Annotated in this window: 23 protein-coding genes, 1 other RNA gene and 1 pseudogene; 16 read left to right on the top strand and 9 right to left on the bottom strand. The window is 55.5% G+C overall.

Annotated features, from left to right (window positions below; genetic code table 11):
- Positions 1 to 9: 9 nt before the first annotated feature.
- The 3 genes from DFO52_RS13130 to metK form a co-directional block, all read right to left on the bottom strand.
- Positions 10 to 507: a SprT family zinc-dependent metalloprotease gene (locus DFO52_RS13130; RefSeq protein WP_063144920.1), complete on the bottom strand. Its 498-nt coding sequence runs from the start codon at positions 505 to 507 to the stop codon at positions 10 to 12.
- Positions 508 to 565: 58 nt separating this feature from the next.
- Positions 566 to 1,963 (bottom strand): galactose/proton symporter, encoded by a 1,398-nt coding sequence (gene galP / locus DFO52_RS13135; protein WP_133550530.1) that lies wholly within the window; start codon positions 1,961 to 1,963, stop codon positions 566 to 568.
- A gap of 359 nt (positions 1,964 to 2,322) precedes the next feature.
- On the bottom strand, positions 2,323 to 3,477 hold the full coding sequence (metK, locus tag DFO52_RS13140; protein ID WP_010435443.1) for a methionine adenosyltransferase: 1,155 nt from the start codon (positions 3,475 to 3,477) through the stop codon (positions 2,323 to 2,325).
- A 479-nt stretch (positions 3,478 to 3,956) separates the two neighbouring features.
- On the opposite strand from metK, the pseudogene DFO52_RS23425 reads away from it, so the two are divergent.
- The 4 genes and pseudogenes from DFO52_RS23425 to speB form a co-directional block, all read left to right on the top strand.
- Positions 3,957 to 4,046: pseudogene (locus DFO52_RS23425) on the top strand (hypothetical protein); the annotation flags it as partial.
- A gap of 94 nt (positions 4,047 to 4,140) precedes the next feature.
- Entirely contained in the window at positions 4,141 to 4,272 is a 132-nt protein-coding gene (yqgB, locus tag DFO52_RS13150; RefSeq protein ID WP_127312443.1) for an acid stress response protein YqgB, read from the top strand.
- Positions 4,273 to 4,280: 8 nt separating this feature from the next.
- Complete coding sequence (speA, locus tag DFO52_RS13155) at positions 4,281 to 6,257, top strand: biosynthetic arginine decarboxylase (RefSeq protein ID WP_023309121.1); 1,977 nt, start codon at positions 4,281 to 4,283, stop codon at positions 6,255 to 6,257.
- 230 nt (positions 6,258 to 6,487) lie between these two features.
- A complete protein-coding gene (gene speB, locus DFO52_RS13160; protein WP_014071686.1) occupies positions 6,488 to 7,408 on the top strand; it encodes an agmatinase in 921 nt (306 codons plus the stop codon).
- Positions 7,409 to 7,460: 52 nt separating this feature from the next.
- On the opposite strand, the gene DFO52_RS13165 is transcribed toward speB, so the two are convergent.
- Entirely contained in the window at positions 7,461 to 8,729 is a 1,269-nt protein-coding gene (locus DFO52_RS13165; protein WP_133550531.1) for an OprD family outer membrane porin, read from the bottom strand.
- A gap of 210 nt (positions 8,730 to 8,939) precedes the next feature.
- A complete protein-coding gene (locus tag DFO52_RS13170) occupies positions 8,940 to 9,698 on the bottom strand; it encodes a M48 family metallopeptidase (protein ID WP_021242066.1) in 759 nt (252 codons plus the stop codon).
- 272 nt (positions 9,699 to 9,970) lie between these two features.
- Between DFO52_RS13170 and tkt the strand changes: the two genes are divergently transcribed.
- From tkt to DFO52_RS13205, 7 genes are all read left to right on the top strand, one after another.
- Entirely contained in the window at positions 9,971 to 11,962 is a 1,992-nt protein-coding gene (tkt, locus tag DFO52_RS13175) for a transketolase (RefSeq protein ID WP_133550532.1), read from the top strand.
- A gap of 341 nt (positions 11,963 to 12,303) precedes the next feature.
- Positions 12,304 to 13,323 carry an erythrose-4-phosphate dehydrogenase gene (epd, locus tag DFO52_RS13180; protein ID WP_029739217.1) on the top strand — a complete coding sequence of 340 codons (1,020 nt, stop codon included), beginning with the start codon at positions 12,304 to 12,306 and terminating at the stop codon, positions 13,321 to 13,323.
- Between the two features lie 49 nt (positions 13,324 to 13,372).
- A complete protein-coding gene (gene pgk / locus DFO52_RS13185) occupies positions 13,373 to 14,536 on the top strand; it encodes a phosphoglycerate kinase (protein WP_023333323.1) in 1,164 nt (387 codons plus the stop codon).
- Positions 14,537 to 14,628: 92 nt separating this feature from the next.
- Positions 14,629 to 15,708, top strand: a complete 1,080-nt coding sequence (gene fbaA, locus DFO52_RS13190) for a class II fructose-bisphosphate aldolase (protein WP_029739216.1) — start codon at positions 14,629 to 14,631, stop codon at positions 15,706 to 15,708.
- Positions 15,709 to 15,894: 186 nt separating this feature from the next.
- A complete protein-coding gene (locus DFO52_RS13195; protein WP_133550533.1) occupies positions 15,895 to 16,749 on the top strand; it encodes a small-conductance mechanosensitive channel MscS in 855 nt (284 codons plus the stop codon).
- Between the two features lie 145 nt (positions 16,750 to 16,894).
- Positions 16,895 to 17,530, top strand: a complete 636-nt coding sequence (argO, locus tag DFO52_RS13200; protein WP_133550534.1) for an arginine exporter ArgO — start codon at positions 16,895 to 16,897, stop codon at positions 17,528 to 17,530.
- Between the two features lie 91 nt (positions 17,531 to 17,621).
- Positions 17,622 to 18,362: an oxidative stress defense protein gene (locus DFO52_RS13205; RefSeq protein WP_029739214.1), complete on the top strand. Its 741-nt coding sequence runs from the start codon at positions 17,622 to 17,624 to the stop codon at positions 18,360 to 18,362.
- A gap of 48 nt (positions 18,363 to 18,410) precedes the next feature.
- Here DFO52_RS13205 and argP read toward each other — a convergent pair whose 3' ends face one another.
- A complete protein-coding gene (gene argP / locus DFO52_RS13210) occupies positions 18,411 to 19,304 on the bottom strand; it encodes a DNA-binding transcriptional regulator ArgP (protein ID WP_133550535.1) in 894 nt (297 codons plus the stop codon).
- 127 nt (positions 19,305 to 19,431) lie between these two features.
- Here argP and rpiA point away from each other — a divergent pair, with 127 nt between their 5' ends.
- Both rpiA and serA read left to right on the top strand, forming a co-directional pair.
- Complete coding sequence (gene rpiA / locus DFO52_RS13215) at positions 19,432 to 20,091, top strand: ribose-5-phosphate isomerase RpiA (RefSeq protein ID WP_014885151.1); 660 nt, start codon at positions 19,432 to 19,434, stop codon at positions 20,089 to 20,091.
- 266 nt (positions 20,092 to 20,357) lie between these two features.
- Positions 20,358 to 21,590 carry a phosphoglycerate dehydrogenase gene (gene serA, locus DFO52_RS13220; protein ID WP_023309113.1) on the top strand — a complete coding sequence of 411 codons (1,233 nt, stop codon included), beginning with the start codon at positions 20,358 to 20,360 and terminating at the stop codon, positions 21,588 to 21,590.
- A gap of 109 nt (positions 21,591 to 21,699) precedes the next feature.
- Here the strand turns inward: serA and DFO52_RS13225 are convergent, their stop codons facing one another.
- From DFO52_RS13225 to zapA, 3 genes are all read right to left on the bottom strand, one after another.
- The gene (locus DFO52_RS13225) at positions 21,700 to 22,296 is read right to left on the bottom strand and encodes a 5-formyltetrahydrofolate cyclo-ligase (protein WP_133550536.1); all 597 of its coding nucleotides are present in this window, start codon (positions 22,294 to 22,296) and stop codon (positions 21,700 to 21,702) included.
- 24 nt (positions 22,297 to 22,320) lie between these two features.
- Positions 22,321 to 22,504: non-coding RNA, 6S RNA (gene ssrS / locus DFO52_RS13230), on the bottom strand.
- A 41-nt stretch (positions 22,505 to 22,545) separates the two neighbouring features.
- Positions 22,546 to 22,875, bottom strand: a complete 330-nt coding sequence (gene zapA / locus DFO52_RS13235; RefSeq protein ID WP_006811891.1) for a cell division protein ZapA — start codon at positions 22,873 to 22,875, stop codon at positions 22,546 to 22,548.
- A 168-nt stretch (positions 22,876 to 23,043) separates the two neighbouring features.
- Between zapA and DFO52_RS13240 the strand changes: the two genes are divergently transcribed.
- From DFO52_RS13240 to ubiH, 3 genes are read left to right on the top strand one after another with little or no spacing between them, the layout of a single operon-like run.
- Positions 23,044 to 23,622: a YecA family protein gene (locus DFO52_RS13240; protein ID WP_023333316.1), complete on the top strand. Its 579-nt coding sequence runs from the start codon at positions 23,044 to 23,046 to the stop codon at positions 23,620 to 23,622.
- A gap of 31 nt (positions 23,623 to 23,653) precedes the next feature.
- Positions 23,654 to 24,967, top strand: a complete 1,314-nt coding sequence (gene pepP / locus DFO52_RS13245; RefSeq protein WP_133550640.1) for a Xaa-Pro aminopeptidase — start codon at positions 23,654 to 23,656, stop codon at positions 24,965 to 24,967.
- Positions 24,964 to 26,142: a 2-octaprenyl-6-methoxyphenyl hydroxylase gene (ubiH, locus tag DFO52_RS13250; RefSeq protein WP_133550537.1), complete on the top strand. Its 1,179-nt coding sequence runs from the start codon at positions 24,964 to 24,966 to the stop codon at positions 26,140 to 26,142. The genes pepP and ubiH overlap by 4 nt, the downstream gene beginning before the upstream one ends.
- The last annotated feature ends 9 nt before the right edge of the window (positions 26,143 to 26,151 follow it).

A 26,151-nucleotide genomic window follows, 5' to 3' on the forward strand; every position in this document is an offset into this window, starting at 1 on the left:
TTCAGATGATTATTCCGCAACCAGCGGCTCGCCGCATTTGACGCAGCGGTAGGTCGCCTCGCCGCGCACCACGCGATTATGGCGGCGGACGGTAAGCTGGTGCTGCTGACACTGGCAGCGGTAGGGGAAGGTATTGCGGCGCACCGATTCCAGCTCGAACTGATGGGTACGGCGTGCCGGAACGCCGAGCACCGCTTCCATCATCCACTTCCACTCTTTTCCGTGGGGCGCGACGCGTCCGAAGTGTTTCCACACCAGCAAATGCGCCAGCTCGTGCGGTACCACTTCCTCGATAAACGCCTGCTGGTTTTCCATCATCAGCACCGGGTTAAGGCGGATCTCATAGGACTCGAGCCAGGCAGTACCCGCCGCGGTGCCGCGCTGCTGATAAACGATCTTAGGTTCAGGGTAATTGCGACCGAGCTTCAGGTTCGCCTGGGCGAGTTTTTCCCGCAGGCAGCGCATAACGGCTTGCTGAAGGGCGATGGGGAGACGGGGTGCTTTCATAGGGGCAGAGCATAAAGCGCGAAGCGGGGAGGCGCAAGAGGCGCCTCCCGCATGAGGATCAGTCGTGGGCGCCGATTTCGCGCAGCGGACGACCTTTCATCAGGTTACGTTCAATATGTTCCAGAGAAACGTGTTTGGTTTCTGGAACCAGCCAGATTGTCAGCACAATAAAGAAGATGTTCAGACCGGCGTAGACCCAGAAGGTGTTCGCGTTGCCCAGGGTATTGAGCATGGTCAGGAACGTTGCGCCGACGATCATGTTGGCAATCCAGTTGGTTGCGGTAGAGCAGGTGATACCAAAATCACGCCCTTTCAGCGGCTGGATCTCAGAGCACAGCACCCAAATCAGCGGGCCGGCGCTCATCGCAAACCCGACGATAAACATCAGCAGCATGCCGACCGCAAAGTACTGGGCGGTTGGTGAGTGAATGCCCACATGCATCATGGTACCGAGGACACCCATGCCGATCGCCATCACCAGGAAGCCCAGCGTTAGGGTTGGCTTACGTCCCCAGCGGTCCACCAGACCGATGGCGATAAAGGTCGCCAGCACGTTGGTCAGACCCACGATGACGGTCCCCCACATCTGCTCGGTGGTGTTGGTATAGCCCGCCAGCTCAAAGATTTTTGGCGCGTAATACATGATGACGTTCATCCCGGTGAACTGCTGCATCACCTGAAGCAGTACGCCGAGGAACACCGCGCGGCGGAAGTTGCTGTTCTCTTTAAACAGCGCCCAGCCGGACTGTTTGACCTTCAGGCTTTCGCGGATCTCTTCCAGCTCGTTTTTGGCCTCTGCGCTGGTATCGCGCAGGCGCATCAGTACGCGTTCGGCATCGTGGAATCGACGTTTCGCGGCAAACCAGCGCGGGCTGTCCGGCAGGAAGAAGACGCCAATCAGCAGCAGAATGGCCGGAATGATGATCACGCCGAGCATCCAGCGCCATGCGCCGCTGTAGCTAAACGCGGTATCGGAAAGATACGCGCCCAAAATACCGATGGTGATCATGAGCTGATACATCGAAATCATACTGCCGCGGATTTTCTCCGGCGCGATTTCAGACAGGTAAAGCGGGGCGGTATAGGACGCCACGCCAACGGCCAGACCGAGCAGCACGCGGGAAACCAGCAGGACCTCAACGTTAGGCGCAGCGGCAGAGAAGAGTGAACCGGCAACGAACAGGATCGCGCCGATCATCAGGCTCTTTTTACGCCCGAGCTTGAAGGAGAGCCAGCCGCTGCCGACGGCACCCACTGCGGCGCCGAACATCATGGAGCTGACCACCCATTCTTGGGTGTGAGCGCTGATCTTGAACTCGTCAGTGATGAAAGGTAATGCACCGGCAATGACGCCGATATCCAGGCCAAAAAGTAATCCTGCCAGGGCGGCGAGGAAACAGACGAAGAATGTCATCGCCTTGTTGGACGTACGCCCCTGTTTTTTATTGTCAGGCATTATGCCCTCCAGTTGGGTTATCAGTTTTATTGATGTAAAGGGTAGGTGAGTGACCCGTAAAAATATGTGAGATTAATCACATAGGTGTAATCGGTTACACTAACGCGGAACCGTAAAAATAATTAAAGCTTTGAAAATATAGAGGTAAACGAGGTGATATGCATCGCGAAAGAACACATTTCAGACTTAACTGAAAGGCGATGTAACAGCAGAAGAAAGGCGATCATGCAAAGAGAATATTCTGAAAGCGAGACGCATCCGGTGCGGTGTAATCGGTACCATATGTGCACCTTTGCGGCGCCACCAACAAAAAAAGGCCAGCCCGAAGGCTGGCCTTTTATCACGCAGATGTCAGTCGATTACTTCAGACCGGCAGCTTCACGCAGCAGGGCGGCTTTGTCGGTTTTTTCCCATGGGAAATGTTCACGACCAAAGTGACCGTATGCCGCGGTTTCTTTGTAGATTGGGTGCAGCAGATCCAGCATCTGAATCAGGCCGTATGGACGCAGGTCGAAGAACTCGCGCACCAGCAGAGTCAGCTGTTCTGAAGGCACTTTCTCGGTACCAAAGGTTTCAACCATGATGGAGGTTGGCTCAGCCACGCCGATCGCGTAGGAAACCTGGATCTCACAGCGGTCAGCCAGGCCGGCTGCAACGATGTTTTTCGCCACATAACGCGCCGCGTACGCCGCAGAACGGTCAACTTTAGACGGATCTTTACCGGAGAACGCACCGCCACCGTGGCGCGCCATGCCGCCGTAGGTATCAACGATGATTTTACGACCGGTCAGACCGCAGTCACCCATTGGGCCGCCGATAACGAAGCGTCCGGTTGGGTTGATGAAGAATTTGGTCGCAGAGCTCAGCCATTCGGTCGGCAGAACCGGCTTGATGATCTCTTCCATCACTGCTTCCTGCAGGGATTTCTGATCGATATCTTCGGAATGCTGGGTAGAAAGCACTACCGCGTCAATCCCAACGATTTTGCCGTCGTCATACTGGAAGGTGACCTGGCTTTTCGCATCCGGGCGCAGCCATGGCAGGGTGCCATTTTTACGAACTTCAGCCTGACGCTGCACCAGACGGTGTGCGTAGGTGACCGGTGCTGGCATCAGAACGTCGGTTTCGTTGGTTGCATAGCCGAACATCAGGCCCTGGTCGCCCGCGCCCTGTTCCAGCGGATCGGCACGGTCAACGCCCTGGTTGATGTCTGGAGACTGTTTGCCAATCGCGCTCAGAACCGCGCAGGAGTTGGCATCAAAGCCCATATCAGAATGCACATAGCCGATCTCACGCACCGTGTTACGGGTGATCTCTTCGATATCAACCCATGCGCTGGTGGTGATCTCACCGCCAACCAGAACCATGCCGGTTTTGACATAGGTTTCGCACGCTACGCGCGCTTTAGGATCCTGCGCCAGGATCGCATCCAGCACCGCATCGGAGATTTGGTCAGCAATTTTATCAGGATGTCCTTCTGATACGGACTCGGACGTAAACAGGTGTTTTGCCATGTTTTATTTCACCTAAGAGGAATTTGGTTAGCTCAAGCTGCTGTGTGGAATAGCCAAAGGAGATAATTCTACCAAGGCCTGCAGGTTTTTGACACTGGCAGTATGAGTGTTAATCAGTATAGATGGATTAACATCTGGATGGCTATTTTAGGTCACTTCTTCGCCCGATTTCCAGTTTTTTTTGACTAACCTCTCACTCGGTTGAAATTGCTGCTGGCAATAATTCCTGACGGCCCCGGCAACACGCACATTTATCTTTTGCATTTTACCCCTGTTCTCGGTATAAAACGCGGCGCGCGGCTCATATAAAATAAGCGCTCGATGAACTCATCGTGTCGCCACTTCCAGCCGGGTTAAGCAGTGAACTTTTAGCTTTGGCTTGTGGTCCGTTTCAGCAGAGGCGGCCGTGGAGGTGATACGAGATAATGAACCATCGTTTTCCGCACATTCAGCGCAGCCGTTCTGGCGCGTATTTGATTCCCGCAACCCGCATTTCTAGTCTGCAAACCTGCCGATGTTATACCCATCTCGGCGCTTCTCAGGATTCCAGGGCCGGTCACGCTTTGTGAAAACTGAACAAGGGCGCTCTTGTTAATACAAGAGTTTTCTCGTGGTTTCGCCGAACCTTGTCATACAGAGTTCGGATACGTGTTTTACAATGATATGAATAAGAAACCGGTCGCACGGTCTGGTTTTCAGCATACTCTGCTGGGAAACGGAGCCGTTTATGGGTTGTTATCGCCGTATAACGCTGCGATAGTAGTCAACTGTTTTACACTTAATACAAAGAGTTGAGGTTCGCTATGTCTGACGACATGTCTTCTTTTTCGCCTTCGTCAGCGGGCGAACAGGGTGTACTACGTTCTATGCAGGAGGTTGCGATGAGCTCCGAGGAAGCCAGCAAGATGCTGCGCACTTACAATATTGCCTGGTGGGGCAATAACTACTACGACGTTAACGAACTGGGCCACATCAGCGTCTGCCCGGATCCGGACGTCCCTGAAGCGCGCGTGGATCTCGCGAAACTGGTGAAAGCCCGTGAGGCTCAGGGCCAGCGTTTGCCTGCACTGTTCTGCTTCCCGCAGATCCTGCAACATCGCCTGCGTTCTATTAACGCCGCGTTCAAGCGCGCGCGTGAATCCTACGGCTATAAAGGCGACTACTTCCTGGTTTACCCGATCAAGGTGAACCAGCACCGCCGCGTGATTGAATCCCTGATCCACTCCGGCGAGCCGCTGGGCCTGGAAGCAGGTTCCAAAGCGGAGCTGATGGCGGTTCTGGCGCATGCGGGCATGACCCGTTCAGTGATCGTCTGTAACGGCTATAAAGACCGTGAATACATTCGTCTGGCGCTGATTGGCGAGAAGATGGGCCACAAGGTCTATCTGGTTATCGAAAAGATGACCGAAATCGCCATCGTGCTGGAAGAGGCCGAGCGTCTGAACGTGGTGCCGCGCCTTGGCGTGCGTGCGCGTCTGGCGTCACAAGGTTCCGGTAAATGGCAGTCCTCCGGCGGTGAAAAATCCAAGTTTGGCCTGGCGGCAAACCAGGTGCTGCAGCTGGTGGAAATCCTGCGCGAGCGCGGTCGTCTGGACAGCATTCAACTGCTGCACTTCCACCTCGGCTCGCAGATGGCGAATATTCGCGACATCGCCACCGGCGTTCGTGAATCCGCGCGGTTCTACGTGGAGCTGCACAAGCTTGGCGTGAATATTCAGTGCTTCGACGTGGGCGGTGGCCTCGGCGTGGACTACGAAGGGACCCGCTCGCAGTCTGACTGCTCGGTGAACTACGGCCTGAACGAATACGCGAACAATATCATCTGGGCGATCGGCGATGCCTGTGAAGAGAACGGCCTGCCGCACCCGACGGTGATCACCGAATCCGGTCGCGCGGTGACCGCGCACCATACGGTGCTGGTCTCTAACATCATCGGCGTTGAGCGTAGCGAAATCTCCGAGGCAACGCCTCCGGCAGACGATGCCCCGCGTTCCCTGCAAAGCATGTGGGAAACCTGGCAGGAGATGCACGAGCCGGGCACGCGTCGTTCCCTGCGCGAATGGCTGCACGACAGCCAGATGGATCTGCATGACATTCACGTGGGTTATTCTTCAGGCACCTTCAGCCTGCAGGAGCGCGCGTGGGCGGAGCAGCTCTACCTGAACATGTGCCATGAAGTGCAGAAACAGCTCGACCCGAGCAACCGCGCGCACCGTCCGATTATCGACGAGCTGCAGGAGCGTATGGCGGATAAGATTTACGTCAACTTCTCGCTGTTCCAGTCGATGCCGGATGCCTGGGGTATCGACCAGCTGTTCCCGGTTCTGCCGCTGGAAGGGCTGAACCACGCGCCGGAACGCCGTGCGGTGCTGCTGGACATCACCTGTGACTCCGACGGTGCCATCGACCACTACGTCGACGGCGACGGTATCGCAACGACGATGCCAATGCCGGAATACGACCCGGAGAACCCGCCGATGCTGGGCTTCTTTATGGTCGGCGCGTATCAGGAGATCCTCGGCAACATGCACAACCTGTTCGGTGATACCGAAGCGGTGGACGTGTTCGTGTTCCCTGACGGCAACGTGGAAATCGAGCTGTCCGATGAAGGGGACACCGTGGCGGACATGCTGGAATACGTTCAGCTGGATCCGAAAAAACTGCTCACCCAGTTCCGCGACCAGGTGAAAAACACCGGGCTGGACGATGCGCTCCAGCAGCAGTTCCTGGAAGAGTTTGAAGCGGGTCTGTACGGGTACACGTACCTGGAAGACGAGTAGCCGCTGATGCCCGGTGGCGCTGCGCTTACCTGGCCTACGAACGTAGGCCAGGTAAGGCGAAGCCGTCATCCGGCAGAATGCTATACTCACTTGAACCCGTATGCATTACCGGCGATAATTCGTCCCAATAAGCGATTTACGAATCAATCCCTTCCTCGTCGGGTTTAACGACGCGGAGGGGATTTTTTTTCATCTGTTTTTAATGTATCGACTTTAAAAGAGGTCAGGACATGAGCACTTTAGGTCATCAGTACGATAACTCTCTGGTATCTAACGCGTTTGGTTTTTTACGCCTTCCGATGAACTTCCAGCCGTACGACAGCGACGCTGACTGGGTGATCACCGGTGTGCCGTTCGACATGGCAACGTCCGGTCGCGCGGGTGGTCGTCACGGCCCGGCAGCAATCCGTCAGGTTTCCACGAACCTGGCCTGGGAGCATAACCGCTTCCCGTGGAACTTCGACATGCGCGAGCGCCTGAACGTGGTGGACTGCGGTGACCTGGTGTACGCCTTCGGCGACGCGCGTGAGATGAGCGAGAAGCTGCAGGCGCACGCCGAGAAGCTGCTGGCTGCCGGTAAGCGCATGCTCTCCTTCGGCGGTGACCACTTCGTGACCCTGCCGCTGCTGCGCGCTCATGCGAAGCACTTCGGTAAAATGGCGCTGGTGCACTTCGATGCGCATACCGACACCTACGCGAACGGCTGCGAGTTTGACCATGGCACTATGTTCTTCACCGCGCCGAACGAAGGTCTGATCGACCCGAACCACTCCGTGCAGATCGGCATCCGCACCGAGTTCGACAAAGACAACGGCTTCACCGTGCTGGACGCGGGCCAGGTTAACGATCGCGGCGTCGACGACATCATCGCTCAGGTGAAGCAGATCGTGGGTGATATGCCTGTGTATCTGACCTTCGACATCGACTGCCTGGATCCGGCATTTGCACCGGGCACCGGTACGCCGGTCATCGGCGGTTTGACCTCAGATCGTGCCATTAAGCTGGTACGCGGCCTGAAGGATCTGAACATTGTCGGGATGGACGTGGTGGAAGTGGCGCCTGCGTACGACCAGTCCGAGATCACCGCGCTGGCCGCAGCGACTCTGGCGCTGGAAATGCTCTACATTCAGGCAGCCAAAAAAGGCGAATAAGCCTCGCCTTGCGTGAAAAAAAACCTCTCTATTGAGAGGTTTTTTATTGCCTTTAGAACACGTTAAACGGGTATTCCACGTAAGCGCGGATCTCATCCCCGCCTACGTTGTACTCGCTGGCGTTGCCGGAGACGCGCAGTACGGAGTAACGCAGCTTCAGCTTCAGATCCTTCGCCGGACCATCCTGCACCTGGTACTGGATCTGGTTAAACCACTCGTGCTCTTTACCGTTGCTGCTTTCAGAGGTTTTGATGTTATCGCCGCGCACGTAGGCGGTGGTCCAGCTCAGGCCCGGTAAGCCAAGGCCGGCAAAGTCCAGACCGTAGGATGCCTGCCAGGAACGTTCATCTTCGCCGTTAAAATCAGACCAGTAGGAGTTCGCCAGCCAGATGGTGTTACCGCCGTCACCCACGCCGCCCTTGTCGCGATAGCCGCCGTAGTTGTAGCCGGTGCTGCCGCTGCTCTGCTGGTACGCCACTTTGAACGTGTGAATGTCCCAGATGTAGCTCGCCGCCAGGCTCCAGATGGTGTTGCTGCGGCCCGTGTCGAGGCTGTCCGCGTAACTCTGGTCCAGACGGGAGTTATAGCCGTTGAAGTCGAGCACCAGCTGCTGCCCGGTGCTAAACGGCTGTTTGAAGTTCATGCCCAGGTACTGCTTGTTCATTACCTCTTCATTATGAGAGGCGTACAGCGCGCCGCTGAACTGGTCGTTAAACTGATAGCTCGCACCGCCGAAGGAGAGGCTCTTCAGCCCGCTGTCGTGGCGGTCATCGCTTTTACGCTGCTCGTCGGTGAAGTAACCAGCGTTGACTTCCAGACCGTCGATCTCTTTCGAGGTCAGCATGGTGCCGGTGTAGCTTTCAAACAGCAGGCGGGAGCTGTCGGCATTAATGATAGGCAGCTCTGGACGCTGATTTCCGTAGCTCAGCACGGTGTTTGATATACGCATTTTGGCGGTGGCGCCAAATTTTGCCAGATCGGATTTTGCCCGGCCATCATCTTCCTGTTTAAAGAAGTCGATGCCGCCTGCGCCGCTTTTGCCACGGCCGCCGTCCAGGCGCACGCCGTATTGAGCAATACCGTCCACACCAAAGCCCACCAGCCCTTCGGTATAGCCGGATGCGAACGTGGCGATGATCCCCTGACCCCATTCGGCTTTGTCCTGCTGGCCCTGATGGTAGTCGCGGCTGATATACGCATTGCGTAAAAACAGATCCAGATGGCTGTCGTCAATAAAACCCTGACTGTCGGATTGCTGGCTTGCAGCGGCAGGTAATGCGGCAAATAAACTTAAAGCAATTAATGATAATTCTTTTTTCACGGAGGGAACGTCTCTGTCTGGATATATTAATTTGAATAACTGCGGGGGTGATAATTACCGGAAAAAGTGACCTTTGCAATAATTATGTGACCAGACATTTCAATGCGATAGGGCAGATTTGGCAGGGCTTTCAGAGGTGTTATCGATACGTGCTGTTAAGTTAACAATTCATGCGAAATAAAAAGGAGGCAAAACTGCCTCCTTCTAAAATTATTTAATTCCGTCTGCGGCCATACGGTCGCGAATATGCTGTGCACGTTCTTCCGAAGCCGGATGATCGTCAAACATGGAGCTTTGGCGTCCCGCTTCCAGCTTGGCCAGTTTTTCAAAGCTGGTGGCTAAACCTGATGGATTAATGCCGCGTTTGCGCAACAGATCGTAGGAGTAGTCATCCGCCTCGGACTCCTGACGCTGTGAGAACTGAGAGTTAACCAGTTTTTCTCCCACGTCGCCAAGCTGTGACTGCGACAGGCTGCCAACGATACCGCCCGCTGAGGCCGCCGCTGCGCGGATGGCATTGGTGCCTAACGCAACCTGCATCCCTTTCTTCACGTGTCCCAGGGCAACGTGGCCCATTTCGTGGCCGATCACCGCTTCCACTTCGTTGTCGGTCATCATGTCCATCAGCCCGCTATAGACGCGGATACAGCCGTTCGCCATCGCGAAGGCGTTCACGTCTTTCGCCATGTACACCTTGTAGTTCACCGGCTGGCCGTTGATGTTGTCGCCCAGCGCGGAAGCAATCTTATTCAGACGCTGCGTGTAGGTACTGTTAGCCGGCGCAAGCGTGGCTTTTCCGTCCATATCTTTACAGGCCTGGTCGCTCAGCGCTTTCACCTGCGCATCGCTCAGCGAATAGGCCTGAAAGGCCTCTGCGCCTGACGTCATCAGACCGTTAGAATCCATATTCTGACAGCCGCTCAGCAGGAGCGTTGTACCCAGGGCCAGCACTATTGCACGCATTTTCATGAGGTTGCTTCCGTACTCGTTAAACTGAATAAAATCCGAAAAGGGCACCGTCAGCGAAGCCGGTGTCGGGCTAAGTATAAGGAATATCTGCAGGGCCGGGCGAGCAGATTGCGCAACATGCGAGCATGATCCAGAGATTTCTTAACAAGCAAAAGAATGCTCCATGTACATGACTTGCGGCTTGGGTTACATTGTTGGCACTTTTTTCCGGCGTAGCCCAAAACGCGCTGTCGTCAAGGGCATGGCCTTTAACAGTCCGATCTGGAGTTAAAATGTCCTCACGTAAAGAGCTTGCTAATGCTATTCGTGCGCTGAGCATGGACGCAGTACAGAAAGCCAAATCCGGCCACCCAGGGGCTCCTATGGGTATGGCTGATATCGCCGAAGTCCTGTGGCGTGATTTCCTGAACCACAACCCGCAGAACCCGTCATGGGCTGACCGCGACCGCTTCGTGCTGTCCAACGGCCACGGCTCAATGCTGATCTATAGCCTGCTGCACCTCACCGGCTACGATCTGCCAATTGAAGAGCTGAAAAACTTCCGTCAGCTGCACTCTAAAACTCCAGGTCACCCGGAAGTGGGTTACACCGCTGGCGTAGAAACCACCACCGGCCCGCTGGGTCAGGGTATTGCTAACGCTGTGGGTATGGCGATTGCTGAGAAGACGCTGGCGGCGCAGTTCAACCGTCCTGGTCACGACATCGTAGACCACTTCACCTACGCGTTCATGGGCGACGGCTGCATGATGGAAGGCATTTCTCACGAAGTGTGCTCCCTGGCAGGTACCCTGAAGCTGGGCAAACTGGTTGCGTTCTATGACGACAACGGTATCTCCATCGACGGTCACGTTGAAGGCTGGTTCACCGACGACACCGCAGCACGTTTCGAAGCCTACGGCTGGCACGTAGTGCGTGGCGTTGATGGTCACGATGCTGACTCGATTAAACGTGCCGTGGAAGAAGCGCGCGCGGTGACGGACAAACCGTCCCTGCTGATGTGCAAAACCATCATCGGCTTCGGCTCCCCGAACAAAGCGGGTACTCACGACTCCCACGGCGCGCCGCTGGGTGATGCGGAAATCGCACTGACCCGCGAAGCGCTGGGCTGGAAACACCCTGCATTCGAAATCCCATCTGAGATCTACGCTCAGTGGGATGCAAAAGAAGTAGGCCAGGCGAAAGAATCTGCCTGGAACGAGAAATTCGCTGCCTATGCGAAAGCGTTCCCACAGGAAGCGGCTGAATTCACCCGTCGTATGAAAGGTGAAATGCCGTCTGACTTCGACGCGAAAGCGAACGAATTCATCGCTAAGCTGCAGGCGAACCCGTCTAAAATCGCGAGCCGTAAAGCATCTCAGAATGCGATTGAAGCGTTCGGCCCATGGCTTCCAGAATTCCTGGGCGGCTCCGCTGACCTGGCACCATCTAACCTGACCCTGTGGTCTGGTTCTAAGCCAATCAACGAAGATACTGCCGGTAACTACATCCATTACGGTGTACGTGAATTCGGTATGACCGCGATTGCCAACGGTATCTCCCTGCACGGCGGTTTCCTGCCGTACACCTCTACCTTCCTGATGTTTGTCGAATATGCACGTAACGCCGTGCGTATGGCCGCGCTGATGAAACAGCGTCAGGTGATGGTCTACACCCACGACTCCATCGGTCTGGGCGAAGATGGTCCAACTCACCAGCCGGTAGAGCAGGTGGCTTCCCTGCGCGTGACCCCGAACATGAGCACATGGCGTCCATGTGACCAGGTGGAATCCGCGGTGGCGTGGAAATACGGCGTTGAGCGTCAGGACGGTCCAACCGCGCTGATCCTCTCCCGTCAGAACCTGGCACAGCAGGAGCGTACGCCTGAGCAGCTGGCGAACATCGCTCGCGGTGGTTACGTGCTGAAAGATTGCGCGGGCCAGCCAGAGCTGATCTTCATCGCCACCGGTTCTGAAGTTGAACTGGCGGTTGCAGCGTGGGAAAAACTGACTGCCGAAGGCGTGAAGGCTCGCGTGGTCTCCATGCCGTCTACCGACGCGTTCGACAAGCAGGATGCCGCTTACCGCGAATCCGTTCTGCCTAAAGCGGTTTCCGCGCGTGTGGCAGTGGAAGCGGGTATCGCTGACTACTGGTTCAAATACGTGGGCCTGAACGGCGCTATCGTCGGTATGACCACCTTCGGTGAATCGGCTCCTGCAGAACAACTGTTCGAAGAGTTCGGCTTCACCGTTGAGAACGTTGTCGCGAAAGCGAAAGAACTGCTGTAATCGTTTGTACGGTGCGGGCTGATGCCCTCACCCCAACCCTCTCCCACGGGGAGAGGGTGCATACACTAAAAAACGGTAACCTCTCGGTTACCGTTTTGCTTTTACCTTGCCGCCATTATTCCACCTAAAATGTGACGCAAGTCATATAGCTCGCTTATTCATCTGGACAGACATTCCTTTTATTTCCCGATTCGCTTATTCTTGCTGAAGCGTTTCAGTCGATTAAATGTTCGACAATTGACCAATCAATCGCAGTTTGTGACAGCAAGGATTCCCCTTCGGGCGTAGCTGGATTACTCTTTCAGCCACCTCAAACTCAGGGATTGCTTTGCAGGAGATCTATGACCGTACGCGTAGCGATTAATGGCTTCGGTCGCATCGGACGTAATGTGGTTCGTGCTTTATATGAATCAGGACGTCGGGCGGAAATAACCGTGGTGGCAATCAATGAACTGGCGGATGCTACGGGCATGGCGCATTTGTTGAAATATGACACCAGCCATGGACGCTTTGCCTGGGATGTTCGCCAGGAAAGAGATCGGCTGTTTGTCGGCGACGATGCCATCCGCGTACTGCATGAGAGCAGCATCGCCGGGCTACCGTGGCGTGAGCTGGGTGTGGATGTAGTGCTTGACTGTACCGGTGTCTACGGCAACCGCGAACATGGCGAAGCACATCTGGCTGCCGGCGCGAAAAAAGTCCTGTTTTCTCATCCCGGCAGTAACGACCTCGACGCGACCGTCGTGTTTGGTGTCAACCAGCATGAGCTTCAGGCCGAACACCGCATTGTTTCCAACGCCTCCTGTACCACCAACTGCATTATTCCGGTCATCAAACTGTTAGACGATGCGTATGGCATTGAATCTGGCACCGTGACCACGATTCACTCCGCCATGCACGATCAGCAGGTTATCGACGCCTACCATCCGGATTTACGACGCACTCGCGCGGCGAGCCAGTCAATCATTCCGGTGGACACGAAACTGGCGGCAGGGATCACCCGAATTTTTCCGCAGTTTAATGACCGATTTGAAGCGATTGCCGTGCGTGTCCCGACGATTAACGTCACCGCAATCGATCTTAGCGTGACGGTGAAAAAACCGGTAAAAGCCTGTGAAGTCAACCTGTTGCTGCAAAAAGCGGCACAGGGGGCATTTCATGGTATAGTTGACTATACGGAATTACCGTTGGTCTCAGTAGATTTTAACCACGACCCGCACAGCGCCATCGTCGATGGCACGCAAACGAGAGTTAGTGGCGCACACCTTATCAAGACGCTGGTCTGGTGTGATAACGAATGGGGCTTTGCTAACCGAATGCTCGACACCACGTTAGCAATGGCCGCTCAAGGTTTCAGGTAAGACGCATTGTGCGTCTGCAAAACTTTAAGAATCAACGAGAGGATTCACCATGTCTGTAATTAAGATGACCGATCTGGATCTGGCTGGTAAACGCGTTTTCATCCGTGCCGATCTGAACGTACCGGTTAAAGATGGCAAAGTGACCAGCGACGCGCGTATCCGTGCATCTCTGCCAACCATCGAACTGGCTCTGAAGCAGGGCGCGAAAGTGATGGTCACCTCCCACCTGGGTCGTCCAACTGAAGGCGAGTACAACGAAGAGTTCTCTCTGCTGCCAGTGGTTAATTACCTGAAAGACAAGCTGTCCAACCCGGTTCGCCTGGTGAAAGATTACCTGGACGGCGTTGAAGTTGCAGCCGGTGAACTGGTTGTTCTGGAAAACGTTCGCTTCAACAAAGGCGAAAAGAAAGACGACGAAACCCTGTCCAAAAAATACGCTGCACTGTGCGACGTATTCGTGATGGATGCATTCGGTACGGCTCACCGTGCGCAGGCGTCAACCCACGGTATCGGTAAATTCGCAGACGTAGCGTGTGCCGGTCCTCTGCTGGCTGACGAACTGGAAGCGCTGGGTAAAGCATTGAAAGAACCTGCTCGTCCAATGGTGGCTATCGTTGGTGGTTCTAAAGTTTCTACCAAACTGACCGTTCTGGATTCCCTGTCTAAAATCGCTGACCAGCTGATCGTTGGCGGTGGTATCGCGAACACCTTCGTTGCCGCTCAGGGCCACAACGTAGGTAAATCCCTTTACGAAGCAGACCTGGTTGACGAAGCCAAACGCCTGCTGAGCACCTGCGATATCCCGGTTCCAACTGACGTCCGCGTTGCGACCGAGTTCTCCGAAACCGCAACCGCGACCCTGAAATCTGTTAACGACATCAAAGATGAAGAGCAGATTCTGGACCTGGGCGACGTTTCTGCACAGAAACTGGCTGAAATCCTCAAAAACGCAAAAACTATCCTGTGGAACGGTCCTGTTGGCGTGTTCGAATTCCCGAACTTCCGCAAAGGTACTGAAATCGTTGCTAACGCTATCGCAGACAGCGAAGCGTTCTCTATCGCAGGCGGTGGTGACACCCTGGCAGCAATCGACCTGTTCGGTATCGCTGACAAGATCTCCTACATCTCCACTGGTGGCGGCGCATTCCTCGAATTCGTGGAAGGCAAAGTACTGCCAGCAGTAGCAATGCTCGAAGAGCGCGCTAAGAAGTAAGCCATTCAAGGGCAGGGAAACCTGCCCAATTTTCAGCGCGCTTTTAAGAGCTCGCACCTTTTCTAACGGCCGAAGATACAGGACTAAGCAACATGTCTAAAATTTTTGATTTCGTAAAACCTGGCGTTATCACTGGTGATGACGTACAGAAAGTGTTCCAGGTAGCTAAAGAAAACAACTTCGCTCTGCCAGCAGTTAACTGCGTGGGTACCGACTCCATCAACGCCGTACTGGAAACTGCTGCTAAAGTTAAAGCGCCAGTTATCGTTCAGTTCTCTAACGGCGGCGCTGCGTTCATCGCAGGTAAAGGCGTTAAAACTGACATTCCTCAGGGTGCTGCAATCCTGGGCGCTATCTCTGGTGCGCACCACGTACACCAGATGGCTGAACACTACGGTGTTCCAGTTATCCTGCATACTGACCACTGCGCGAAGAAACTGCTGCCGTGGATCGACGGTCTGCTGGACGCGGGTGAAAAACACTTCGCGGCTACCGGTAAGCCACTGTTCTCTTCTCACATGATCGACCTGTCTGAAGAGTCACTGCACGAAAACATCGAAATCTGCTCCAAATACCTGGCGCGCATGGCCAAAATGGGCATGACCCTGGAAATCGAACTGGGTTGCACCGGTGGTGAAGAAGACGGCGTGGACAATAGCCACATGGACGCTTCTGCACTGTACACCCAGCCAGAAGACGTTGATTACGCTTACACCGAGCTGAGCAAAATCAGCCCACGCTTCACCATTGCAGCGTCCTTCGGTAACGTACACGGCGTTTACAAACCAGGTAACGTGGTTCTGACCCCGACTATCCTGCGTGATTCTCAGGAATACGTTTCTAAGAAACACAACCTGCCGCACAACAGCCTGAACTTCGTCTTCCACGGCGGTTCCGGTTCTTCTGCTCAGGAAATCAAAGACTCCGTAAGCTACGGCGTAGTGAAAATGAACATCGATACCGACACCCAGTGGGCAACATGGGACGGTATCCTGCAGTACTACAAAACCAACGAAGCTTACCTGCAGGGTCAGCTGGGCAACCCGAAAGGCGAAGACCAGCCGAACAAGAAATACTACGATCCACGCGTATGGCTGCGCGCTGCCCAGACTTCTATGATTACTCGTCTGGAGCAGGCATTCAAAGAGCTGAACGCGGTAGACGTTCTGTAATTTGAGCTGCTAACAGCATCAGAAGGCCCGCAAATGCGGGCCTTTTTTTATGCTTTTTCAATACCCTGCCAGGCCGGTTTTTGTGATCTGTTTGGCAATACTTGCGCTTTTTGTTTACCCTTTACGGACCTGCCTGTCTCCATGGGGGATGGATTTTGTGTTTTGGTTTAACAAAAGGAAGAATAAATGGAACAACTCGATGTTGTAGACAGCATCAATAACGCCGGTAACTGGCTGGTGCGCAACCAGGCGCTGCTGCTGAGCTATGCCGTGAACATCGTCGCGGCGTTTGCCATCATCATCGTCGGGATGATCGTGGCGCGTATCGTATCGAACGCGGTTAACCGCGTAATGCTGGCCCGTCACATTGACGCCACGGTGGCTGACTTCCTCTCCGCACTGGTGCGCTACGGCATTATCGCCTTTACGCTGATTGCGGCGCTGGGCCGTGTGGGCGTGCAGACCGCCTCCGTCATTGCCGTTCTCGGTGCCGCCGGTCTGGCCATTGGTCTGGCGCTGCAGGGCTCGCTGTCAAACCTGGCGGCAGGCGTTCTGCTGGTCACCTTCCGTCCGTTCCGCTCCGGCGAATACGTTGACCTTGGCGGCATTGCCGGGACCGTGCTGCAGGTGCAGATTTTCTCAACGACCATGCGTACCGTCGATGGCCGCATCGTGGTTGTGCCGAACGGGAAAATCATCGCGGGCAACATCATTAACTTCTCCCGTGAACCGGTGCGTCGTAACGAACTGATTATCAGCGTGGCGTACGACTCTGACATCGATCAGGTGAAGTCGCTGATTAGCAACATCATTGCTTCAGACGATCGCATTCTGAAAGACAAAGAGCAGACGGTTCGCCTGAACGAACTGGGCGCTTCCTCCATTAACTTCGTGGTTCGTATCTGGAGCAAAAGCAGCGATTTGCAAAACGTATACTGGGACGTGCTGGAGCGCATTAAGCGCGACTTCGATGCCAACGGCATCAGCTTCCCGTACCCGCATATGGACGTAAACGTCAAAAAAGTTAAAGAAGCAGAATAACTTCACTCACAGGCCCGGTAAGCGCTAGCGACACCGGGCTTTATTTTTATAAGCACTGCTAATCCCCAATTAATATTATCCATTTCCTCTAATGTGATTCGCGCAGTATAGTCTCCTTCCAGAACAACACTGTGAGAATTTCGTCATGTTATCTTATTACTTTCAAGGGCTTGTCTTAGGTGCGGCCATGATCCTCCCCCTTGGCCCACAAAATGCGTTCGTGATGAACCAGGGCATCCGCCGCCAGTATCATCTGATGATTGCCCTGCTGTGCGCGGTTAGCGATTTACTGCTGATCTGTGCCGGGATTTTTGGCGGCAGCGCATTGCTGATGCAGTCTCCCTGGCTGCTGGCGCTGGTCACCTGGGGCGGCGTGGCGTTTCTGCTCTGGTACGGTTTTGGTGCCCTGAAAACCGCGATGAGCACCAACCTCGAACTGGCGAGCGCGGAAGTCATGAAGCAGGGCCGCTGGAAGATTATCGTCACCATGCTGGCGGTCACCTGGCTTAATCCGCATGTTTATCTGGACACCTTCGTGGTGCTGGGCAGCCTGGGCGGGCAGCTGGACGTTGAGCCGAAGCGCTGGTTTGCGCTTGGCACGGTTAGCGCCTCTTTCCTCTGGTTCTTCGGCCTCGCCATTCTGGCTGCATGGCTGGCACCTCGTCTGCGTACGGCCAAAGCCCAGCGCATCATAAATACGCTGGTGGGGCTGGTGATGTGGTTTATTGCCTTTCAGCTGGCAAAAGAGGGGATTCACCACGTTCAGGAATTGTTCAACTAATCCTTGTCTTATGGACAACTGAACAAGACCCGCTAAGCTTGCTGGCATGCGCCCTGTTAATGGGCACTCTTCGCAACATGGAGGAATAACAGTGAAGTTTAAGGTGATGGCCCTGGCGGCATTAGTAAGTTTTGGTGCGGTGTCGGTGCAGGCAAGTGAACTGCCGGATGGCCCGCACATCGTCACTTCAGGCACCGCAAGCGTGGACGCGGTACCCGATGTTGCAACGCTGGCAATTGAAGTCAATGTCGCTGCGAAAGATGCGGCAACTGCCAAGAAGCAGGCTGACGATCGTGTTGCGCAATACCTCTCTTTCCTCGAGCAGAACGGTGTAGGTAAAAAGGATATCAACTCCGCGAACCTGCGTACTCAACCTGATTACGACTACCAGAATGGAAAAAGCATCCTGAAAGGCTACCGTGCCGTGCGTACCGTCGAAGTGACCGTGCGTCAGCTGGATAAGCTTAACTCGCTGCTGGATGGCGCGCTGAAGGCGGGTCTGAACGAAATTCGTTCCGTGTCGCTGGGCGTTGCGCAACCGGAAAAATACAAAGACGAAGCGCGTAAAGCGGCGATTGATGATGCCATTCACCAGGCGGAACAGCTGGCTTCTGGCTTTAAGAGCAAGCTCGGCCCGGTTTACAGCGTGCGTTACCACGTCTCTAACTACCAGCCAAGCCCGATGGTACGTATGATGAAGGCTGATGCAGCCCCGGTGTCCGCTCAGGAAACCTATGAGCAGCCAACCATTCAGTTCGACGATCAGGTGGATGTGGTCTTCCAGCTGGAGCCAACTCAAACTCAACAAACTGAGGCGGCTAAGGCGCAGTAATTTGCCCTCACCCTAACCCTCTCCCGCAGGGAGAGGGAATTCAATCGATTAATCCTGTCTCAATACCTTGTGCCCGTACGCCAGCAGCGCGTCGGTGACGTTGCGCATCATGCGGCTTTCCGGCGCAAAACGGTGCCAGTAGAGCATCCGGCGCTGATACAGCCCCGGCGTCAGGTCAATCAGCTCACCGCTTTTCAACTCTTTCTCAATCTGCAGATGCGGGATCATGCAGCAGGTGGTGCCCTGACGCGCAAGCTGCACAAAGGCTTCAGAAGAGTTAACGATATGGCACGGCACGCTGCCCGGCGGCAGATCGAAGTTTTGCTGCAGGAACGCCTGGTGCATATCGTCCAGATGGTCGAACGCCACGGCAGGGGCTTTCAGCAGCGCGGCGCGGGTGACGCCGTTCGGGAAGTAGCGTTCGGCAAAGACTTTTGAACCCACAAACAGGTAGTCCAGCGCGCCCAGCTGATCGACAAGGCAGCTTGGCAGCGCCTGGGGCTGGATACTGACCGCCCCAACCACTTCACCGCGACGCAGGCGTTCCTGGGTACGGGTTTCATCCTCAACCTGTAAATTCAGGCGGATAGGGGAGTCCGCTAATACCGGCGCAAGGGCCGGCAGCAGCCAGGTTGCGAGACTGTCGGCGTTGACCGCCAGAGAGAGCAGCAGCGGCGTAGAGCCCGTTTGTTCGTCACCCAGCCACTCGTCTTCCAGCAGTTCAACCTGGCGCAGCAGGGCGAGGAGCTTTTGCCCCTGCTCGGTTGGACGTGGCGGCACGGTGCGCACCAGCAGCGGCTGGCCGAACATGTTTTCAAGCTGTTTGATACGCTGTGATACGGCGGACTGGGTGATGCAAAGCTTTTGCGCCGCGCGCTCAAAACCTCGTTCACGAATAACTGCATCAAGTGCCTGTAGTGTTCTGTAGTCCGGACGTTTCATTGCTCTGGCTGGCTCCTTAATTTTGCTTATTCTGCACTATGACACAATTTTCCCTTCGTGGCAGACGAATTCCATTCGACGTGTTCTATAATGCGCCCTGAGTTTTCACACCACAGGCAAAACGATCATGACGCAGGATGAACTGAAAAAAGCAGTAGGATGGGCCGCTCTCCAGTACGTGCAGCCGGGTACCATTGTCGGTGTCGGTACGGGATCAACCGCGGCACACTTTATCGATGCGCTGGGCACGATGAAGGGGCAAATCGAGGGCGCGGTTTCCAGCTCTGATGCTTCCACGGAAAAGCTGAAAAGCCTCGGCATTACCGTTTTCGATCTCAACGAAGTGGATCGTCTGGGGATTTACGTTGATGGTGCGGATGAAATCAACGGGCACATGCAGATGATCAAAGGCGGCGGCGCGGCGCTGACGCGCGAGAAGATCATCGCCTCCGTTGCGGACAAGTTTATCTGCATCGCGGACGCCTCCAAGCAGGTCGACATTCTGGGTAATTTCCCGCTGCCGGTCGAAGTGATCCCAATGGCCCGTAGCGCGGTTGCCCGTCAGCTGGTGAAGCTGGGCGGTCGTCCGGAATATCGTCAGGGCGTAGTCACCGATAACGGTAACGTGATCCTAGACGTTCACGGTCTGGAAATTCTCGACGCGATTGCGCTGGAAAATGCCATCAACGCTATCCCAGGCGTAGTGACCGTAGGGCTATTCGCCAACCGTGGCGCGGATGTGGCGCTGATCGGCACCGCTGACGGCGTGAAAACCATCGTAAAATGATCTGACGGGGGGAGTCCTCCCCCCGCTAAAAAATTTTTGAAAAGCTAAATTCGGTGACTTGTGTCACGTTTTTCAACCTCTTTTGCCGATCCTGCCGCGTTTGTAAATTTCCATAGCATTTTCCTCTGACATTTTGCCCTGGATGACTTTTCTTCAGAGTGCCGACGCAAACGTTCATATTGCTGCAATAGTTTTTTTTGATATGTTGGCTACAGCGGATTCATATCCAGCACAACATCAGTTCAGACAAAAACAGGGTCGGGTAAATGGCAAAGGTATCACTGGAGAAAGACAAGATTAAATTCCTGCTGGTCGAGGGCGTGCATCAAAAAGCAATCGATAGCCTTCGTGCGGCAGGTTACACCAACATCGAATTTCACAAAGGCGCGCTCGATACCGAAGAGCTGAAAGCGTCCATCCGTGATGCCCACTTCATTGGCCTGCGATCCCGTACTCATCTGACTGAAGAGGTTATTGCCGCGGCGGAAAAGCTGGTGGCTATCGGCTGCTTCTGCATCGGTACCAACCAGGTTGACCTGAATGCAGCCGCCAAACGCGGTATTCCCGTCTTCAACGCCCCGTTCTCCAACACCCGTTCCGTGGCGGAGCTGGTGATCGGCGAACTGCTGCTGCTGCTGCGCGGCATTCCAGAAGCGAACGCCAAGGCGCACCGCGGCGTGTGGAACAAGCTGGCGTCCGGCTCATATGAAGCGCGTGGTAAAAAGCTGGGGATTATCGGTTACGGCCACATCGGTACGCAGCTCGGTATTCTGGCGGAATCCCTGGGCATGCACGTGTTTTTCTACGATATCGAAAGCAAGCTGCCGCTGGGCAATGCGACCCAGGTTCAACACCTTTCTGACCTGCTGAACATGAGCGACGTGGTGAGCCTGCACGTGCCGGAAAATGCCTCCACCAAAAACATGATGGGCGCGGAAGAGCTGGCGCTGATGAAGCCGGGCTCACTGCTGATCAACGCCGCGCGCGGCACGGTTGTCGATATCCCGGCACTGGCGGATGCGCTGAAGCGTAAGCATCTGGCGGGCGCGGCCATCGACGTCTTCCCGACGGAGCCAGCCACCAACAGCGATCCGTTTACCTCTCCGCTGTGCGAATTCGACAACGTGATCCTGACGCCACACATCGGCGGCTCTACCCAGGAAGCGCAGGAGAATATCGGTCTGGAAGTAGCGGGTAAGCTGAGCAAATACTCCGACAACGGCTCTACGCTTTCTGCCGTGAACTTCCCGGAAGTGTCTCTGCCGCTGCACGGTGGTCGTCGTCTGCTGCACATCCACGAAAACCGTCCAGGCGTGCTGACCGCGATTAACCAGATCTTTGCCGAGCAGGGCGTCAACATTGCCGCGCAGTATCTGCAAACGAACTCGCAGATGGGCTACGTGGTTATTGATATCGAAGCGGATGACGATGTTGCCGAAAAAGCGTTGCAGAGCATGAAGGCGATCCAGGGGACAATTCGCGCACGTCTGCTGTACTGATAGTGGCGAGGTAAATGCAAAACGGTAACTGTTGTTACCGTTTTTTTATATTGTCTCCCTCTCCCTGTGGGAGAGGGTTGGGGTGAGGGCATCAGGCCGCACGTTTAATTCACCATTCCCACAACTTCGACGGCGTCACCACCGCCGGCAACGGCACATCCCATTTCTCCACCGGCAACGCCTCCACGCCCTGACAATCATGCGCATAGCCCACCGGCTGCAACCCGTACTGCTGCCAGTTTTGCAGCGTCCGGTCATAAAAACCGCCGCCCATCCCTAAACGCTGGCCCTGTTCATCAAACGCCACCAGCGGTGTAATCAGCACATCCAGCTGTGACAGCGGCAGCACGTCGCGCACGTCGAGTTTCGGCTCGGTGATTTTCAGGCGATTAACCACCAGCTCGCTGTGCGGGTGGTAGTGCAGAAACAGCAGATTCCCCTCGCTAAACGGATGCAGCACCGGCAGATAGACCTTCTTCCCGGCGCGCCAGAGCTGCGCTATCAGCGGCTGGGTATCCAGCTCTCCATCAAACGACAGAAACAGCGCAACGGTGTGCGCCATCACGACAGGGGGATACGCCATCATACGGGCGGCGGCCTGCTGGGCAAAATGCGCTTGCTCATCGGCGGTTAACGCACGGCGGCGCTGACGAATTAACTGACGGATGTCCTGGCGTGAAGCAGAAACTTCAGGGAATTGGGTCATGGTAGTCGGTAGAAGAAAAGAGAGGGAATCTCCGAGATGCCGCCGCAGGCTGTAACCCTTGAACCCTTGGTTCAAGGTGAATGTGTCGTCATAGTTTTAAGGCTTCTCGGACGGACCGAGCATGCTCACCAACCATGGAGCGCCACATTCTTGTGGTATGAAATATCGGCTCAGGGGACTGGCCCGCTTGCGAACATCTCAGAGAAATTTTGTCTTCACAGTTACTCTACCATAGTCAACTGAGAAGTGTTATTCAAACTTTGGTCCCGGTCTTTCGGGATTGCGACCTTGATCAAGCAATGCCTGTTCTATGGTCTGCTGGAGCATTTTAATGCGCTGCTCCATGCTTGCCGCGTAGTCGCGGGTCTTCGCTTTTTCCTGAGTCAGTTCATAGCTGATGTTCAACGCGGCGATGAAAACCAGCTGCTCAGTATTTGTGACTCTAGTGCGTTCTTTTAGATCTTGCAACCGCTGATTCAAATCGTCCGCTGCCTGATTCAAAGCATCCCTTTGTTCAGGCGGACAATTCACTCGCAGTGAACGGCCAAAAATCTGGAGATCGACGGGTTGTGCAGACATGCCACCTTCCTGCTGATTGACTGCGCTGCCTTCGCTTACTGCCCCGGGGGCTGCGAAGGGGCGACACTATAGCTACCCTGATGTGAAGATACAAGCCCTTTTCTGGTATCACCAGGGTCCAAAGTGGTAGCATATCATGAAACTTCCCCCCTTTGATGACGAATGCTCATGTCTATACAGAACGAAATGCCTGGTTACAAGGATTTAAACCAGTTACTGAACCAGCAGGGAATCGGTTTAACCCCTGCCGAAATGCACGGTCTGATCAGTGGCATGCTGTGCGGCGGAAACAGCGACAGCTCATGGCAGCCGCTGATCCACGACCTCACGAATGAAGGGTTGGCGTTTGGTCACGAGCTGGCGGAAGCGCTGCGTAAAATGCACGCCGCAACCAGCGATTCGCTGGAAGACGATGGCTTCCTTTTTCAGCTTTATCTGCCTGAAGGCGACGACGTTAGCGTGTTCGATCGCGCCGATGCGCTGGCCGGCTGGGTAAACCACTATTTGCTGGGGCTGGGCGTGACGCAGCCTAAACTGGATAAAGTGACCGGCGAAGCGGGTGAAGCGATCGACGACCTGCGCAACATTGCCCAGCTCGGCTACGATGAAGACGAAGACCAGGAAGAGCTGGAAATGTCTCTTGAAGAGATTATCGAGTACGTGCGCGTGGCGGCACTGCTGTGCCACGACAACTTCACGCGCTCACAGCCGACCGCGCCGGAAGTCCGCAAGCCAACCTTACATTAAGAAAAATAACGCACAGGAGGGTGTCATGGTTATCTCGAGTCAAGAGTATTCGCGCCGCCGTCAGACGCTGCTGGCAACAATGCAGCCGGGCAGCGCCGCGCTGATTTTTGCTGCGCCCGAAGTCACGCGCAGCGCCGACAGCGAATATCCCTATCGCCAGAGCAGCGATTTCTGGTACTTCACCGGTTTTAACGAGCCGGAAGCGGTGCTGGTGCTGATTAAGAGCAATGACACCCACAATCACAGCGTAATTTTCAACCGCGTGCGCGATCTGACGGCTGAAATCTGGTTTGGCCGCCGCTTAGGCCAGGAGGCCGCACCGGAAAAGCTGGGCGTTGACCGCGCGCTGGCGTTTAGCGAAATCAACCAGCAGCTCTATCAACTGCTTAACGGCCTCGACGTGCTCTATCACGCGCAGGGCGAATATGCGTACGCCGATGAGATTGTTTTCACCGCGCTGGATAAGCTGCGCAAAGGCTCGCGCCAGAATCTGTCCGCGCCCGCCACGCTGACGGACTGGCGTCCGGTGGTGCATGAGATGCGCCTGTTCAAGTCTGAAGAAGAGCTGAATTTGATGCGTCGTGCGGGCGAAATCAGCGCCCTGGCGCACACCCGCGCCATGGAAAAGTGCCGTCCCGGGATGTTCGAATACCAGCTGGAAGGCGAAATTCATCACGAATTTAACCGCCACGGCGCGCGTTATCCCTCCTACAACACCATTGTTGGCGGCGGAGAAAACGGCTGCATTCTGCACTACACCGAAAACGAAAGCGCGCTGCGCGACGGCGATCTGGTGCTGATTGACGCCGGTTGCGAATACCAGGGCTACGCGGGGGACATCACCCGTACTTTCCCGGTGAACGGTAAATTCTCACCGGCACAGCGCGCGATTTACGACATCGTTCTCGACTCGCTTGAGACGGCGCTCAGGCTTTATCGTCCCGGAACGTCCATGCAGGAAGTGACCGGTGAAGTGGTGCGCATCATGATTACCGGTCTGGTGAAGCTCGGCATTCTGAAGGGCGACGTCGACACCCTGATTGCTGAGAATGCGCATCGACCGTATTTCATGCACGGCCTGAGCCACTGGCTGGGGCTGGATGTACATGACGTTGGCGCGTACGGCACGGACCGTTCGCGCGTGCTGGAGCCGGGCATGGTATTAACCGTGGAGCCGGGTCTGTACATCGCGCCGGATGCTGACGTGCCGGAACAATACCGCGGGATCGGCATTCGCATCGAAGACGACATCGTGATCACCGAAAACGGCAATGAAAACCTGACCGCAACCGTCGTGAAGAACGCCGATGATATTGAGGCGCTGATGGCAGCGGCACGCGCATGAGCGTGATTATCGTTGGCGGCGGCATGACCGGGGCCACGCTGGCGCTGGCCATTTCGCATTTGACGAAGGGGCAGCTTGCGGTGCACCTGGTGGAAGCCGTCGCGCCGCATGCCAAAAATCATCCCGGTTTTGATTCCCGCGCCATTGCCCTGGCGCAGGGTACCTGTCAGCAGCTGTCCCGCATTGGCATCTGGCAGGCCATCGCCGATTGCGCGACGGCAATTAAAACCGTTCACGTAAGCGATCGCGGCCATGCTGGCTTTGTGACGCTGGATGCCCATGATTACCGTATCGACGCGCTGGGTCAGGTTGTTGAACTCCACGACGTTGGCCTGCGTCTGTTCCGTCTGTTACAGGATGCGCCGGGCGTCACGCTGCATTGTCCGGCGCGCGTGGCCAGCGTGAGCCGCAGTGAGGCGTCGGTCAGCGTGACGCTAGAAAACGGCACCGTGCTTGAAGGCCAGCTTCTGGTCGCCGCGGACGGCTCGCGCTCATCGCTCGGCACGCAGTGCGGCGTCGAGTGGCGTCAGCAGCCTTACGGGCAGGTTGCGGTCATTGCGAATGTCGCGACCGCAGCTGAACACCACGGCAGGGCGTTTGAACGCTTTACGCAGCATGGCCCGCTGGCGATGCTGCCGATGTCGGACGGGCGCTGTTCGCTTGTCTGGTGTCATCCGCAGGATAAGGCTGAAGAGGTTAAAGCCTGGTCCGACGAACGTTTTTGTACCGAGCTGCAGAAAGCCTTTGGCTGGCGGCTGGGGCGTATTACCCATGCGGGGAAACGTGCGGTCTATCCGCTGTCGTTAACCACCGCATCGCAGTCTGTTTCTCACCGCGTGGCGCTGGTCGGCAACGCCGCGCAGACATTACATCCGATTGCCGGACAAGGATTTAACCTTGGGCTGCGTGATGTCATGAGCCTGGCGGAATCGCTGGCGCTGGCATGGGGTGAGCAAAAAGATTGCGGCGCTTATTCGGTGCTAAGCCATTACCAGAAGCGACGTCAGGCCGATAAAGAGGCGACAATCGGCGTTACCGACGGCTTAGTCCATCTCTTTGCCAATCGCTGGGCGCCGCTGGTTGCAGGCCGCAACCTCGGGCTGATGGCGATGGAATTATTCATTCCGGCACGTGACGTGCTGGCGCAGCGGACTCTTGGTTGGGTCGCGCGTTAAGGAGTTATC

This window comes from Enterobacter sp. AG326 (assembly GCF_004362415.1).
In the GTDB taxonomy this organism is placed as follows: Bacteria; Pseudomonadota; Gammaproteobacteria; order Enterobacterales; family Enterobacteriaceae; genus Enterobacter; species Enterobacter asburiae.

Coding starts and splice junctions, on each gene's coding strand:
- DFO52_RS13130 (WP_063144920.1), bottom strand. CDS start 507: ATGAAAGCACCCCGTCTCCCCATCGCCCTTCAGCAAGCCGTTATGCGC.
- galP (WP_133550530.1), bottom strand. CDS start 1,963: ATGCCTGACAATAAAAAACAGGGGCGTACGTCCAACAAGGCGATGACA.
- metK (WP_010435443.1), bottom strand. CDS start 3,477: ATGGCAAAACACCTGTTTACGTCCGAGTCCGTATCAGAAGGACATCCT.
- yqgB (WP_127312443.1), top strand. CDS start 4,141: ATGAATAAGAAACCGGTCGCACGGTCTGGTTTTCAGCATACTCTGCTG.
- speA (WP_023309121.1), top strand. CDS start 4,281: ATGTCTGACGACATGTCTTCTTTTTCGCCTTCGTCAGCGGGCGAACAG.
- speB (WP_014071686.1), top strand. CDS start 6,488: ATGAGCACTTTAGGTCATCAGTACGATAACTCTCTGGTATCTAACGCG.
- DFO52_RS13170 (WP_021242066.1), bottom strand. CDS start 9,698: ATGAAAATGCGTGCAATAGTGCTGGCCCTGGGTACAACGCTCCTGCTG.
- tkt (WP_133550532.1), top strand. CDS start 9,971: ATGTCCTCACGTAAAGAGCTTGCTAATGCTATTCGTGCGCTGAGCATG.
- epd (WP_029739217.1), top strand. CDS start 12,304: ATGACCGTACGCGTAGCGATTAATGGCTTCGGTCGCATCGGACGTAAT.
- pgk (WP_023333323.1), top strand. CDS start 13,373: ATGTCTGTAATTAAGATGACCGATCTGGATCTGGCTGGTAAACGCGTT.
- fbaA (WP_029739216.1), top strand. CDS start 14,629: ATGTCTAAAATTTTTGATTTCGTAAAACCTGGCGTTATCACTGGTGAT.
- DFO52_RS13195 (WP_133550533.1), top strand. CDS start 15,895: ATGGAACAACTCGATGTTGTAGACAGCATCAATAACGCCGGTAACTGG.
- argO (WP_133550534.1), top strand. CDS start 16,895: ATGTTATCTTATTACTTTCAAGGGCTTGTCTTAGGTGCGGCCATGATC.
- argP (WP_133550535.1), bottom strand. CDS start 19,304: ATGAAACGTCCGGACTACAGAACACTACAGGCACTTGATGCAGTTATT.
- rpiA (WP_014885151.1), top strand. CDS start 19,432: ATGACGCAGGATGAACTGAAAAAAGCAGTAGGATGGGCCGCTCTCCAG.
- serA (WP_023309113.1), top strand. CDS start 20,358: ATGGCAAAGGTATCACTGGAGAAAGACAAGATTAAATTCCTGCTGGTC.
- DFO52_RS13225 (WP_133550536.1), bottom strand. CDS start 22,296: ATGACCCAATTCCCTGAAGTTTCTGCTTCACGCCAGGACATCCGTCAG.
- zapA (WP_006811891.1), bottom strand. CDS start 22,875: ATGTCTGCACAACCCGTCGATCTCCAGATTTTTGGCCGTTCACTGCGA.
- DFO52_RS13240 (WP_023333316.1), top strand. CDS start 23,044: ATGTCTATACAGAACGAAATGCCTGGTTACAAGGATTTAAACCAGTTA.
- ubiH (WP_133550537.1), top strand. CDS start 24,964: ATGAGCGTGATTATCGTTGGCGGCGGCATGACCGGGGCCACGCTGGCG.